Source organism: Amycolatopsis sp. lyj-112, assembly GCF_046549055.1.
In the GTDB taxonomy this organism is placed as follows: domain Bacteria; phylum Actinomycetota; class Actinomycetes; order Mycobacteriales; family Pseudonocardiaceae; genus Amycolatopsis.
Window position 1 is genome coordinate 731,515 of record NZ_JAJPWS010000002.1, and the last position, 12,495, is coordinate 744,009.

At 69.6% G+C, this 12,495-nt stretch carries 10 protein-coding genes and 1 pseudogene; 1 reads left to right on the forward strand and 10 read right to left on the reverse strand.

Features of this window, described 5'->3' with window-relative positions; all coding sequences use genetic code 11:
• Nucleotides 1-63: 63 nt before the first annotated feature.
• The 10 genes and pseudogenes from ACLJRL_RS10300 to dacB all read right to left on the reverse strand — a co-directional run.
• Nucleotides 64-339 (reverse strand): annotated as a pseudogene (locus ACLJRL_RS10300) (GTP cyclohydrolase I); the annotation flags it as partial.
• Entirely contained in the window at nt 305-2,728 is a 2,424-nt protein-coding gene (ftsH, locus tag ACLJRL_RS10305) for an ATP-dependent zinc metalloprotease FtsH (RefSeq protein WP_410655856.1), read from the reverse strand. The gene ftsH and the pseudogene ACLJRL_RS10300, both read right to left, overlap by 35 nt.
• Before the next feature lie 201 nt (nt 2,729-2,929).
• Nucleotides 2,930-3,763 carry an ESX secretion-associated protein EspG gene (locus ACLJRL_RS10310; RefSeq protein ID WP_410655857.1) on the reverse strand — a complete coding sequence of 278 codons (834 nt, stop codon included), beginning with the start codon at nt 3,761-3,763 and terminating at the stop codon, nt 2,930-2,932.
• Nucleotides 3,764-3,996: 233 nt separating this feature from the next.
• The gene (locus ACLJRL_RS10315; RefSeq protein WP_410655858.1) at nt 3,997-4,791 is read right to left on the reverse strand and encodes an ESX secretion-associated protein EspG; all 795 of its coding nucleotides are present in this window, start codon (nt 4,789-4,791) and stop codon (nt 3,997-3,999) included.
• A gap of 211 nt (nt 4,792-5,002) precedes the next feature.
• Nucleotides 5,003-6,379, reverse strand: coding sequence for a hypothetical protein (locus ACLJRL_RS10320; RefSeq protein ID WP_410655859.1), 1,377 nt, complete (start codon nt 6,377-6,379; stop codon nt 5,003-5,005).
• Between the two features lie 17 nt (nt 6,380-6,396).
• Nucleotides 6,397-6,762 (reverse strand): hypothetical protein, encoded by a 366-nt coding sequence (locus tag ACLJRL_RS10325; RefSeq protein ID WP_410655860.1) that lies wholly within the window; start codon nt 6,760-6,762, stop codon nt 6,397-6,399.
• A gap of 145 nt (nt 6,763-6,907) precedes the next feature.
• The gene (hpt, locus tag ACLJRL_RS10330) at nt 6,908-7,471 is read right to left on the reverse strand and encodes a hypoxanthine phosphoribosyltransferase (protein ID WP_410655861.1); all 564 of its coding nucleotides are present in this window, start codon (nt 7,469-7,471) and stop codon (nt 6,908-6,910) included.
• A 13-nt stretch (nt 7,472-7,484) separates the two neighbouring features.
• The gene (tilS, locus tag ACLJRL_RS10335) at nt 7,485-8,468 is read right to left on the reverse strand and encodes a tRNA lysidine(34) synthetase TilS (RefSeq protein WP_410655862.1); all 984 of its coding nucleotides are present in this window, start codon (nt 8,466-8,468) and stop codon (nt 7,485-7,487) included.
• Complete coding sequence (locus tag ACLJRL_RS10340) at nt 8,465-9,493, reverse strand: zinc-dependent metalloprotease (protein WP_410656165.1); 1,029 nt, start codon at nt 9,491-9,493, stop codon at nt 8,465-8,467. Before ACLJRL_RS10340 ends, tilS begins: the two co-directional genes overlap by 4 nt.
• A gap of 177 nt (nt 9,494-9,670) precedes the next feature.
• Nucleotides 9,671-11,785, reverse strand: a complete 2,115-nt coding sequence (dacB, locus tag ACLJRL_RS10345) for a D-alanyl-D-alanine carboxypeptidase/D-alanyl-D-alanine-endopeptidase (protein ID WP_410655863.1) — start codon at nt 11,783-11,785, stop codon at nt 9,671-9,673.
• Nucleotides 11,786-11,937: 152 nt separating this feature from the next.
• On the opposite strand from dacB, the gene ACLJRL_RS10350 reads away from it, so the two are divergent.
• Nucleotides 11,938-12,456, forward strand: a complete 519-nt coding sequence (locus tag ACLJRL_RS10350) for an inorganic diphosphatase (RefSeq protein WP_410655864.1) — start codon at nt 11,938-11,940, stop codon at nt 12,454-12,456.
• The last annotated feature ends 39 nt before the right edge of the window (nt 12,457-12,495 follow it).

Below are 12,495 nucleotides of genomic sequence, written 5' to 3' on the forward strand. Positions count from 1 at the left end.
GACCTCGACTTCTGCCGCTTGCTTCTGGCCCCCGACAGCGTTCACCGTCTGCTTGCTGGGGACGCAGGTCGAATACATCGGGATGTCCGTCACGAGGACGAGTTCTTCGTGCGCCTCGTCGAACGTGCGGTCCAGCACGTGATCGGGCTCGGTGTAGAGCCCGGCGAACATCTCCCGGTAAGCGCGAGCGACCCGGGCGGGGGTCTCAAGGAGACCGTCCCGGTCCGGGTCCTCACCACAAGCGAGCAGGAGTTCGCGTACGGCCTTCTCGGCCCGGTCTTGGTCGAAGACCGGGCCTTCACCGCTACCGCTTGTTGTCGTCCTGTCCGTCGGATTCACGCCGCTGTTGTCCTTCGTCCTGCTGCTGACCGCCAGACTGGCCACTGAACCAGTCGTCGCGCGGACGGTCTTCGGCGGGACGCCAGGGCTGATTCGGCTGGCCGCCCGGCTGAGTCGCCGGGGTCCATCCGGGGGGAGCCCCGTAGTTCGGCGGGCCGCCCACGGGCCCACCCTGGTAACCGCCTGCCGGACCGCCCGGCTGCTGCCCACCATATGCCTGGGGCCAGTGGCCGGTGCCGTTCGGCCCACCGTTCGGGCGGCCACCGTTGGGGTGGGCGCCCGGCTGCGGCGGCGCGTACGGGTTGGCGTTCGGGTCCGGCGGCGGAGCCGGGGTCGAGTACGGCGGACCACCGGGCAGTTCGCCGCCGCCCTGCACGGTGCCGACCGGGGTCGGCGCCGGCTGCAGCACCGGCTGCTCCCTCTCCGGCTGCGGCGGGGGCCACGGCTCGCCGCGTTCGATCGCCAGCTCACCCGGGGTCTTGATCGGCGGCTTGTCCGACGGCTTCCGCTCGCCGAACTCGTTGAAGATGGTGATGTGCGGGCGCTTCTCGACGGACGCGAAGATCCGCTCGAGATCCTTGCGGGTCAGCGTCTCCTTCTCGAGAAGCTCGATGACCAGCTCGTCCAGCACGTCGCGGTAGGTGCTCAGCACGTGCCACGCCTCGGTGTGCGCGGTCTCGATGAGCTTGCGCACCTCCTCGTCGATCTCGTGCGCGACTTCCAGGGAGTAGTCCGCCTGGCGGCCTGCCGAGCGGCCGAGGAACGGGTCGCCCTGCTCTTGGCCGTACTTGACCGCGCCGAGGCGGGCGCTCATGCCGTACTCGGTGACCATCGCGCGGGCGATCTTCGTCGCCTGCTCGATGTCGGAGGAGGCACCGGTGGTGGGCTCGTGGAAGACGAGTTCCTCCGCCGTCCGGCCACCCATCGCGAAGACCAGGCGCCCGAGCATCTCCGAACGGGTCATCAGCTCCTTGTCGTCCTCCGGGACGAGCAGGGCGTGACCGCCGGTGCGCCCGCGCGGCAGGATCGTCAGCTTGTAGACCGGCTCGATATCCGGCATCGCCCACGCGGCGAGCGCGTGCCCGCCCTCGTGGTAGGCCGTGATCTTCTTCTCCTTCTCGGAGATGATCCGGCTCTTGCGGGCGGGACCGCCGACGACGCGGTCGACGGACTCCTCCAGCGCTTCGTCGGTGATCACGTGCCCGTTCATGCGGGCGGTGAGCAGTGCGGCCTCGTTGAGCACGTTCGCCAGGTCGGCGCCGGACATCCCGACGGTCCGCTTGGCGAGGCCGCTCAGGTCGGTGCCCTGCGCGATCGGCTTGCCCTTGGCGTGCACCTCGAGGATCGCCCTACGGCCGCGCATATCCGGTGCGGACACCGGGATCTGGCGGTCGAACCGGCCGGGGCGCAGCAGCGCCGGGTCGAGGATGTCGGGGCGGTTCGTCGCGGCGATCAGGATGATGCCGCCGCGTGCGTCGAAGCCGTCCATCTCGACGAGCAGCTGGTTCAGGGTCTGCTCACGTTCGTCGTGGCCACCGCCGAGGCCGGCGCCGCGCTGGCGGCCGACCGCGTCGATCTCGTCGACGAAGATGATGCAGGGCGCGTTCTGCTTGGCCTGTTCGAACAGGTCGCGGACGCGGGAGGCACCGACACCGACGAACATCTCGACGAAGTCGGAACCGGAGATCGTGTAGAACGGCACGCCCGCCTCGCCGGCGACGGCTCGCGCGAGCAGCGTCTTACCGGTACCGGGCGGCCCGTAGAGCAGCACGCCCTTCGGGATCTTCGCGCCGAGAGCTTGATATCGCGCCGGGTTCTGCAGGAAGTCCTTGATCTCGTACAGCTCTTCGACGGCCTCGTCGGCGCCCGCGACGTCCCCGAAGGTCGTCTTGGGCATATCCTTGTTGAGCTGCTTGGCCTTCGACTTGCCGAAGTTCATCACCCGGTTCCCGCCGCCCTGGGCGTTGTTCATCATCCACATCAGCAGGCCCAGCACGAGGGCGAGCGGAATGGCGAAGATCAGGATCTGGGTGAGGACGTTCTGCGTGGTGACCTTGGTGGTGAACTTGACCGGGTTGTCACCGCTCTTGAGGGCGATGAGCTGCCCGTAGACGGTGCCCGCGACGTTCGCCGGGTACTGGGAGATGATCTGGTCGACCTGCTGGCCGTCGACCTCGATCTTCTTGTTCAGCAGCAGCTTGACCTGCTGCTCCTTGTCCTCTTGCGAGGCTTCCTTGACGTTGTTCGCGGTGATCTGCTGATTCGCGACCGAGATCGGCACCTGGGTGTAGCCACGATCGCTGTCGAAGATCGTGTTGTAAGCGAGAAACGCCAGTACCGCCGCGAGAATCCAGAGCACTGGGTTCTTGAGCACGCTCTTCCGGTTCATACGACTCGGCCCTGGTGGCCTCGACCCTTCCTGGTTGGGCGGCTCTTGCGATACCCGCCATCACGATCTTGACGACCCATGGTGCTCCGACACCCACCCCTCAGGATACCGCCCGCCTGGGCGGACGCGGGTGGTGAGCCTCTCGCACGTCAACGGCGGACGCAGCGTGAGGGTTCCCGGAGCGTGAGCGTGACGATCACCCTAACGTGTGTCGACCGCCACACCAGCGGCCATTTCGCCCAGCCGCATCCGGAGTGTCTTGATGTCCGCGGGTGAGACGGTGACCCACTCGCGACCGTCCGGACCGGCCTGTGACGTGCTGAGGTAGCGCCCGCTGGCGGTGTCGAACCAGCCGAGGACCCGCGAGCGCTGCTTGGCGCCCACGTGGGAACGGCTGTTCGCTGCCAGCTGACCGCCGCGCAGCCGAGGCTGGCCGGTGAGCTTGCCGAAGGCCTCGCGCGGGTCCGCGCTGATGCGTTCACTGAGTGAGACGCGACCCTTATCCTTGCGACGGATCTTCGCCGCTTCGGGCTCTTCGGCCTGCTTCGTCGGGTTGACGGCCGCGCGGATCGGTTCGGTCCGGCGGGCGTCGTCGATCGGCAGCGTGACGGACGCCTCCGAGCCGCGCTGTCCCGGCGGCAGCAGTTCGACCACCGCGGTGGGGAGCCCGTCGGCCGGGGCCTCGCGCAGCCAGATCCCGGTCCCGTCCTGGATCGCGAGTACCCCGCTGCTGCCGTCCGAGGCACCGAGCACGGCGATCGTCGGGGCCTGGAATTCGGGGATGTGCAGGGCGTCGATGGTCAGCGAGCCGCGCGCGAGGAGGTAGAGCCAGTCCTCGATCCGGGGCTCCAGCCTGCCCCGGCCGTCGCGGATACCGCGGGCCCTGAGCTCGACGTCGGTGCGGTTGCGCAGAGCCCGCCGCTCGCCTTCGGTCGCGCCGTGCGAGCGCGCCCGCAGCGGGTACGGCAGGTCTCCGAGTTCGGCGGACTCCCAGAGGAAGTCGAACGCCATCGGCGTGAAGTGTTCCTGGTGCATTGCTCCGTGCCCTCCCGGCACCTTGACCCGTGCGGTGGGGCGGCCCCGTGCCCGGCCGGTCGCTGTGCGTCAGAACGGCCCCGGTGTTCACGATAGCGAAGGGGTACGACAGGCGGTGGGCGGATGGCTTGAAGGTTCGGCGCGTATCGGCGGCGTGTGTCATGAAAGGGTCTAATGGGACAAATTTTGTCCTATTAGACCCTTTCATGACACACGCGAAGTACCGAAGAAGCTCAGCGCGCGACCGCGGAGTCCGCGGCGATCTTGCCCAGTAGTTCCGTAAGGCGTTGCCGCAGTGTCGCCGGGTCCGCGGGCGCGATGGTGATCCAGTCCCGCCCGTCCGAGCCGCGCGTGGCCTGGGTGAAGTACCGGCCCGACTGCGTGTCGAACCAGCTCAGCACCGAAGAGCGGCTACGCGTCCCCATCCGGTTCCGCGCGTTGGCGCCGAACTGGCCACCGCGCAACCGCGGCTGGGCCTGAAGCCGGGACAGGGCCTTGCGGTCCTCGTCGGAGGTGGCCCGGCCGTCGACCTGGGGCTGACGGCGCTGGAGGAAGTCCGCGCCGGAAGCGCCGACGAGGCCGTCCAGCGGGAGGGTGATCGACTTCTCGGTGCCCCGAGGGCCCGGGGGCAGCAGCGAGATGATCGCGCTCGCGAGGCCGTCCGGGGCGATGGGGTGGAAGTGGAAACCGCGCTGGTCCTGGACGGTCAGGAGGCCCTGGCCGCCGAGCACCGACGCGACCGCGAGCAGCGGTTCGGTGTTGGGATTGTTGAGCTGGACGCAGTCCAGGCTCAGATCCGGCTTCGAGAGGATTTCGAAGAAGTCTTCGATGTGGGGCTCGGGGCGGCCGCGGTCGTCGACGAGGTGCCGCTGGTTCAGCGACTGGAGCGTCTGCTTCCGCAGGACACCGCGCTCATCCATCGTCGCCCCGTGCGAGCGGGCCCGCAGCGGGTACGGCAGTTCACCGGCGTTCGCGCTCTCCCACAGGAAATCCAGCTCGACCGCGGTGAACAGTTCACCGTTCGCCATCGTCCGCCCCTCAGTGTCTTTTGGTGAACCCGCGTCCGCGATCGGCGTCGGCAGGACGCTGCCTGGTCATCTACCTCACGACTGCGGGCAGGGCGTCCTGCCACCGCGATAGCGGGGCCTTCGGCCGGGCGGGTTCACGCGCTCCGCCAACAGGCTCGCACAAGTCAGCGGGCGCGCGGCCGGTTCGGCCGCGCGCCCGGTGAAAACCGTTCTAGCGATCGTCGTCTTCGGTCCAGGCACCGATGACCGGCGGCGGGGTCGCCTCGTTGGCACCGAAGGCGTCGTCCGGGTCGGGCTCGATGAGGAACGACGCGTGCGTGTGCTCCTCTTCCTGCTCGGCCTGCGCACCTTGGGCACCCCTGCCCATGCCGCCGCCCATGCCCTGCATCGGCGGGGGCGGGCCGCCACCGATGGTGCCGCTGGAGGACACGAGGCCCTGCTGCGGCAAGGCCTGCGAGGCGGCGCTCTGCGCGGGAGCGGCGCTGTCGGTCGCCGCGGATTCGGTGCTGTCGGAGTCCTTGGCGCCGGACTTGTTGCCCTGTCCGAGCGCCTTGGCACCGGCGTAGCCGAGGCCACCGCCGAGCGCGCCGGCGGTGAGTGCCTGGCCGAGCGCGCCACCACCGCTCGCCGGGGCGTGCGGGGTCATCGGCGCACCGGCGCCCGAAGCGGCTCCGGCACCGGCCGCGAGGCCGGACGAAGGAGCCGGAGCGTTCGCGGCGGGGTTGTACCCGGCCTGCGAGAACACGCCCGAGTCCGGACCGCCGTGGACGGCCGCGACTCCCGGGCCGCCCTGCGCGCCGCCGTAGCCGTGCGTGCCGGCCAGGACGGGAGTACCGGAGACGGCACCGGAGTTGAGGTGCCCGCCGCCGACGTTGCCGACGCCGCTGAACGAAGTGCTGTTGTGCGTGGCCGTCGGCTTCATGCCGAGGGACTCGGGGCCGAAGCTCGGCGTCGAGCCGTCGACCTCGCTCATCTCCTTGGTGTAGGCCTCGAGGAACCTGGCCTGCTCCGCCCGCACCTCTTTGTCCTGGTCCGCGAGCGGCTTCTGGTCGGTGATCATCCCGACCGGGCCCGCCGCGAGCGCCTGCCCCATCGCCTTCTCGGGGCTGTAGTCGGTCGGCTTCGGCATGAGCTTGACCTTGGTGGCCGCGTCAGCCTGCTTCTGCAGCCTTTCGGACATCGTGGTCGCGGCCTCGGAGGCCTGCGAGCTCGAGTTCGCGATCGCCACCAGCGCGCCCTGCGCCCCTGCCGCGCCCTGCCCGATCCAGGCCGAGCCCAGTTCGGAGATCGCGTTGTAGAGGTCGTTCGAGGCCTGGCTCAGCTTGCTGCCGTGCGAGTTCCAGGACGAGCCGATCGACGTCGCCGTGCTGGGGTCGTTGCCGAGGTTGGCCTGATTCCACAGGTCCTGGCTCGACGGTGCGCTCTCCCAGTTCGGCGGGTTCGTGATGGCGCGGTCGGCGCCGATCTCGAAACTGTCGGAACGGCCGCGGGCGGACGACACGATGCCCGCGGAATCCGAGTTGTCGCCGAGCTGGACCGGGGTGTTGCTCTGTTCGCCGAAAGAGTCGGCGCTGTGCTTCGGTGGCATGGCTTTCTGACTCCCCCTCAGACGTTACGGAACGGCTCGGCCGCGGCCTGGTCGATCTCGTGATAGCGCGCCATCGCGGTCACGATGCCCGACTCGGCGGCCTCGTACTGCTGGTACAGATTCTGGAGAGCGGACGCGTACGAGTCGCCACCGCCGTCGGCACGGTTCGCCACCTTCGCGGCGATCGCGTTGCCGACCGGGTTGTTCCCCAGCTTCGGCGCCTGCGCGAGATCCCCGGACCCGCCGATCAGGGCCTCGATCGCGTCCTTGCCGACGCGGATCTTGTTCAGGACCGTCTGGGCAGCGTCCGGGTCGATCCCGACCTGACCCTGGGCCGCGGCGTTCTTGAACGCGTTCGCGTCCGCCAAGCTGCTGTTCCCCATCTGAGCTCTCTCCGTTTCCCCCGGGCCAGGCCACGACGGCTTCGCAGGCGTTGGTCTTCGCATAGGTTAACGCACTTGATCGCAGCCTATGACGCGTTCTCCGCCACCAGGGTTCCGCATTTCTTCAGACCCGGGCAAGCGGTTCTCAGGATGTGTAGACGTGCGGATCCAGGGTGCCGATGTAGGGCAGGTCCCGGTAACGCTCCGCGTAGTCCAGGCCGTATCCGACTACGAATTCGTTGGGAATGTCGAACCCGATGTACTTGACCGGTACGTCGACCTTGACCGCTTCCGGCTTGCGCAGGAGCGAGACGACCTCCAGCGAGGCCGGGTTGCGGCTGGCGAGGTTCTTCAACAGCCAGGACAGGGTCAGCCCGGAGTCGACGATGTCCTCGACGATCAGCACGTCGCGGCCGGCGATGTCGCGGTCCAGGTCCTTGAGGATCCGCACCACGCCGGACGACGAGGTCGAGGAGCCGTAGGAGGAGACCGCCATGAACTCGAGTTGCGACGGGACCGGGAGCGCCCTGGCGAAGTCGGTCATGAACATCACCGCGCCCTTGAGCACCCCGACGAGCAGGAGGTCACCCTTTCCCGCTTCGGGTCCGTCGGCCGGGTAGTCCGCGGCTACCTTCGCGGCCAGCTCGGTGATCTTTTCGTTGATCTGCTGCTCGGTGACGAGCACGGAGGCGATCTCGCCTTCGTACACGGGGCGTTCCCCTCTAGGTGGTGGAATGGGGTGTTTCAACGCAGAGCCTGCCATGCGCCCTCGCGGCCACCAAGTCGCCGGGTAGCCAGACGCCGCCTTGGCCCCTCCAGTTCCCGATCAGCGCGTCGACGGATCGCAGGTGGGCGTCGGTGAGTTCGCGGACGCCGGCGTCCAGCAACCACCTGCGCAGGACGCGGCGGCGCAGCGCGGGCGGCTCGGTGGCGAGCACGGCGACGTCGAGCCCTTCCTCGGTGAAAGCACGCAAGTGGACGTCGCCGGCGAGTGTGTCCAACGCCTCGGTGTCCTCGCGCAGTTGCGCGGCGGTGCGGGCGAGCGAGGCCGCCACCCCACCGGAGAGGACATCCTCCAGAAGGGGCACTACTTCCGTTCTTAACCGGACACGGGTGAAGCGCGGGTCCGCGTTGTGCGGGTCCTCCCACGGCTCGACACCGAGCGCGCGGCACGCCTGCCGGGTGGTGGCCCGCGCGACGGCGAGCAGCGGCCGTCCCCACGGCGGATCGTGCGGCCGCATCCCGGCGAGCGAGCGTGGCCCCGAACCCCGGCCGAGGCCGAGCAGCACGGTTTCGGCCTGGTCGTCGAGGGTATGGCCGAGCAAGACGAGCCCACGCCCGTCCGGGAGTGCGGAGCGCAGCGCGCGGTAGCGGGCCCGGCGGGCCGCCGCCTCCGGTCCGCCCGGGCCTTCGACCTTCACGGTGAGGACGTCGGCGGTGTCGACGCCCAGTTCTCGCGCGGTGCTCGCCGCTTTCGCCGCGGTCTCGGCGGAACCCTCCTGCAGGCCGTGGTCGACGACGAGCGCCCGCACCTTCAGCCCCGCGCGGGAGCCGGTGAACGCGGTCGCTTCGGCCAGCGCCAGTGAGTCCGCGCCGCCGGAAACCGCGACGCACACCTCACCGGAGGCGACAGCACCGTCGATCGACGCGAGGAAGTCCCGCACGGCCGTCCGCACGGCCGCGATCGCCGGATCGGGTCCGCTCACCCGTGCAGGCGCCGCACCCAGGCCGCCGGATCGCTGATCTCGGCCCTGGTCGGCAGGGTGTTCGGCGATGTCCACACGGCGTTGAAACCGTTCATGCCGACGGCGTCGACGACGTGCTTGGTGAACTTCGCGCCCTGTTCGTACTGGCGGAGCTTCGCGTCCACCCCGAGCAGGCTGCGCAGCACGCGGTCGATCAGCCCGCCGCCCTTGCGCCGCGCGGTGAACCGCGAGCGGATCAGCTCGACACTCGGCACGACCTGCGGCCCGACCGCGTCCATCACGTAGTCGGCATGCCCCTCCAGCAGTGTGGAGAGGGCGAGCAGCCGGTCGAACACCGCGCGTTCGCTGGGCGATTGAAGGAGTTCGGCCAGCCCGGCCCCGCCCGTCTTGCCGCGGCCGATCTGCTTGATGGTGTCCGGCAGGCGCCCGACGAGGTCGCTCAAACCGTCCGCGTCGTGGCCGGCGAGGCCGCCGATGAGGCGCTCGACCTCGTCGGCGAAGTAGTCGCGCAACCAGGTGACCGCGGTGAACTGCAGCCGGTGGGTGCATTCGTGCAGGCAGACCCAGAGCCGGAAATCGTGGCCGGGGACGTCCATCGCGCGCTGGGCGGCGACCACGTTCGGCGCGACGAGCACCAGCTGTCCCTTGCGCTCCGGCCCGCCGAACGGGTCGTACTGGCCGAGCACGCGGGAGGCCAGGAAGGCGAGCACCAGCCCGGTCTGGACACCGGCTCCGGAGGCCAGCACCGGGGCGAGCGGGCCGCCTTGTGCCTCCGGCAGCGCGCGGCCGGTGAGCGCGTCGAGCCCGGAAGCGGCCGAGCGGACCCAGCCGGGCCTGTCGACGACTTCGGCGGGCAGCAGCGGCAGATCGAGACCGAGCCCGGTCAGCTCGCGGACGTGCCCCTCCGCCTCGCTGGTCAGCTCACGAAGATCGGCGACGGCTTCCTCGGCCTCGTCACGGTCCACCACCGGGCCGCCGCGTACCAGGAGCGCACCCGTCGAGGCGGCCAGGGACCAGTCGACCATCGAGCGTGTCTTGGTCGGCGTTTCCTCACTCACTCTTATGACGCTACCCGCTGGAAGGACGAATTCCGCTTCGACTTCCTCACGCTCCGGTTCCGGTCGTGCGCTTTCCGCTCAGCGACATCTGGCGGAGCAGATGCGAGCAGCGCGGAAACCAGCCGACCACGGGGTCGATCAAACTCAACGACAGCCGCATTTGTGGAGGGTCGCCGCGACGACGTCGAGTGCCGCCCGGCCCTTGTCCTGGTCCGATCCGGACGACATCAGCGCGAAGACCAGCATCCGGCCGTCGGTGTCGAGGACCACGCCGGCGAGGGTGTTCACCCCGGACAGCGTGCCGGTCTTGCCGCGCACCCAGCCCCGGCCCGCCGACGAAGACGGGTCGCCGTAACGCTTCTCCAGCGTCCCGCTGCCCCCCGCCACGGGAAGGCCGGCCAGGAGCGGCCGCAGTTTCGCCGTCCGCGGGTCCTGCCCGTCCGGTGCCGCCGCGACCGTGAGGATCTCGCTGAGCACCTTGGCCGGGATCTTGTTCTGATCGGACAGTCCGCTGCCGTCGTTGAGCTGCACGCCGGTCAGGTCGAACCCGGCCTGCTTCAACACGTCCATCGTCGCCGCGGCACCGCCGACGAACGACGCCTCGCCGCCCTTGGCGAGCGCGATCTGCCGGGCGAGGGCGTCGGCGAGCATGTTGTCGGAGAGCTGCAGCAGCGAGTTCGCCAGCTCCGGCAGCGGCGGCGACTTGACCTCCGCGAGCACCTTCGCGTCCTTCGGCGCCGTGACGGTGCTGCCCGCCTGCGCCTCGAGCTTCCCCGCGATCTTCTGGGTCAGCGTCGTCGCCGGGTTCGCGATCCGGGGCGAGTGGTCGTTCTTCGGGTCGGGGCGGCCGCCGTCGGCCATCACCGGGAAGACCGGCGCCATATAGGTGTTCCCGGCGGCGGTGTCCTCCGGATCCCAGCCCTTCGCGGACGTCGGCCCCTTGAACAGGCTGACGTCCAGCTGGACCTTGGAGATCTTGCCGCCGCCCGCCTTCTTGACCTGGGCGACGAGATCGTCCACATGGGCCGAGCCCGGGTACAGCGGCGAGTCGGTGCCCAGCGGAAGCGCGGTCAGGGAGGGGTCGCCGCCCGCGACGAGGATGACGGTGCCCGGGTCCGCGCCCTGGACGATCTTCGTCGAGAGCTGCATCCCGTGGTCCAGCCCGAGCAGCGCGGCCGCGACGATGAGGATCTTCGTCGTCGAAGCCGGTGTCAGCGGTGTGCCGGAGTTCTTGTCCCAGAGCACGTCGCCGGTGGCCGCGTCGACGACGACGCCGGTGAGCGTGCCGAGATCGGCGGAACCCGCCGGGCCCTTCAGCGCGGCGGCTAGACCCGCCTTCGTCGGCGCGACACCGTTGACGTCCGGACCGTGCAGGACGCGGCTGACCCCGGCGGGCTTCGGAATGTCGCCCTTCGGCGCGTTCGGCGCCCAGGGCAGGCCGAGCCGGTTCGACACCTTCGGCATCGCGGCGGCACCGCCCAGGCCGGCGAGCAGCAGGACGATGACCACACTCGCGATCACCAGGACCTTGCGCTTGCGCTTCTTCTTCGGCTTCGGGGCGGGCGCGGCCTCGGTCTCCGCGGCCGGGGGCTCTTCGGACGGCGGTTCGGGCTGCTGGATGCCGACGGTCGCTTCGGAGTCGAAGCGCTCTGTGGCGGGGGGCTCTGGGGTCGGCTCGATGCGGACAGGCCTCGCGTGCATGGTCGCGGAGGGGACCTGCGCCGGACGCGGCGGCTCGATCCGGTTCTGCTCAGGACGTCGCGGCTGCTCCAGGCGGGGTTCGCGGCGCTGCTGCTCTTGCCGCGGGGGCTGCTCCTGGCGCGGCGGCTCCAGTCTCGACGGCTCGGGGTCCGGCTCGGGATCGCGGGCGGGCGTCGCGGCGGCGCGGTCGAACTGGTCCCAGTCCGGTTTGCCCGCGCGCTGGGGGTCGACGGGTTTGACGAAGACCGTCTTCGGCGCCTCCGGCTCCTTCGGCTCGACAGGCGTCACCGGCGCGAAGGCGGACCACTTCGGCGTCGGCGTCTCCGGGACGTCCGGTTCGTCTTCGACCTCGACGACGGGGCTGAACCAGGAGTCGGGTTCGGATGTGACGTTGGGCACGGCCAATTCCTCGGTCTTGCCGTTGGCCAGGCCCTTGATGGACAGCCAAGCCGTCGCCTCACCGTCTCCGGCAGTGCCCTTGGGCTCGGCGGATGAGGTGTCCTTGTCGTCCGACGGCCACATCGGGACATCGTTTTCCGGCACGCAACACTCCTTCATCCACCGCTCGGGGAAGGGGCCAAGCTCACATACGACCACATCGATGCGACCACCTGAGCCCCCGTGGTCCACACTAGTGAAGACAGGACCATGATTTCGGTGAGCCGTCCGCGACGGCGGGGCGTACCAAAGACGAGAGCAGCGAGGCCGGCGTGGAATTCGACGTCACTATCGAAATCCCCAAGGGGGAGCGCAACAAGTACGAGGTGGACCACAAGACCGGTCGCATCAAACTGGACCGGACCCTGTTCACCGCCACCCAGTACCCCGCCGACTACGGCTTCATCGACGACACCCTCGGCCAGGACGGCGACCCGCTCGACGTACTGGTCCTCGTCCAGGAGCCGACCTTCCCGGGTTGCCTGATCCGCTGCCGCGCGATCGGCATGTACCGGATGACCGACGAGAAGGGCCCGGACGACAAGGTCCTCGCGGTCCCGACGAACGACCCGCGCCTTGAGCACCTGCGCGATATCCACCACCTGAACGAGTTCCACAAGCTCGAGATCCAGCACTTCTTCCAGGTGTACAAGGACCTGGAGCCGGGCAAGAGCGTCGAGGGCTCGTCCTGGGTCGGGCGTTCCGACGCCGAGGCCGAGATCAAGCGTTCGTTCGAGCGCGAGACCGACCGGCTGGCCAAAGAGGCCGTCGACGGTCCGGCCGCTCACTAGTTCGTAGCCGAAAGCCGAAGGGGCCCTTCACCGCATCTG

Coding starts and splice junctions, on each gene's coding strand:
- ftsH (WP_410655856.1), bottom strand. CDS start 2,728: ATGAACCGGAAGAGCGTGCTCAAGAACCCAGTGCTCTGGATTCTCGCG.
- ACLJRL_RS10310 (WP_410655857.1), bottom strand. CDS start 3,763: ATGCACCAGGAACACTTCACGCCGATGGCGTTCGACTTCCTCTGGGAG.
- ACLJRL_RS10315 (WP_410655858.1), bottom strand. CDS start 4,791: ATGGCGAACGGTGAACTGTTCACCGCGGTCGAGCTGGATTTCCTGTGG.
- ACLJRL_RS10320 (WP_410655859.1), bottom strand. CDS start 6,379: ATGCCACCGAAGCACAGCGCCGACTCTTTCGGCGAACAGAGCAACACC.
- ACLJRL_RS10325 (WP_410655860.1), bottom strand. CDS start 6,762: ATGGGGAACAGCAGCTTGGCGGACGCGAACGCGTTCAAGAACGCCGCG.
- ACLJRL_RS10340 (WP_410656165.1), bottom strand. CDS start 9,493: ATGGTCGACTGGTCCCTGGCCGCCTCGACGGGTGCGCTCCTGGTACGC.
- dacB (WP_410655863.1), bottom strand. CDS start 11,785: ATGAAGGAGTGTTGCGTGCCGGAAAACGATGTCCCGATGTGGCCGTCG.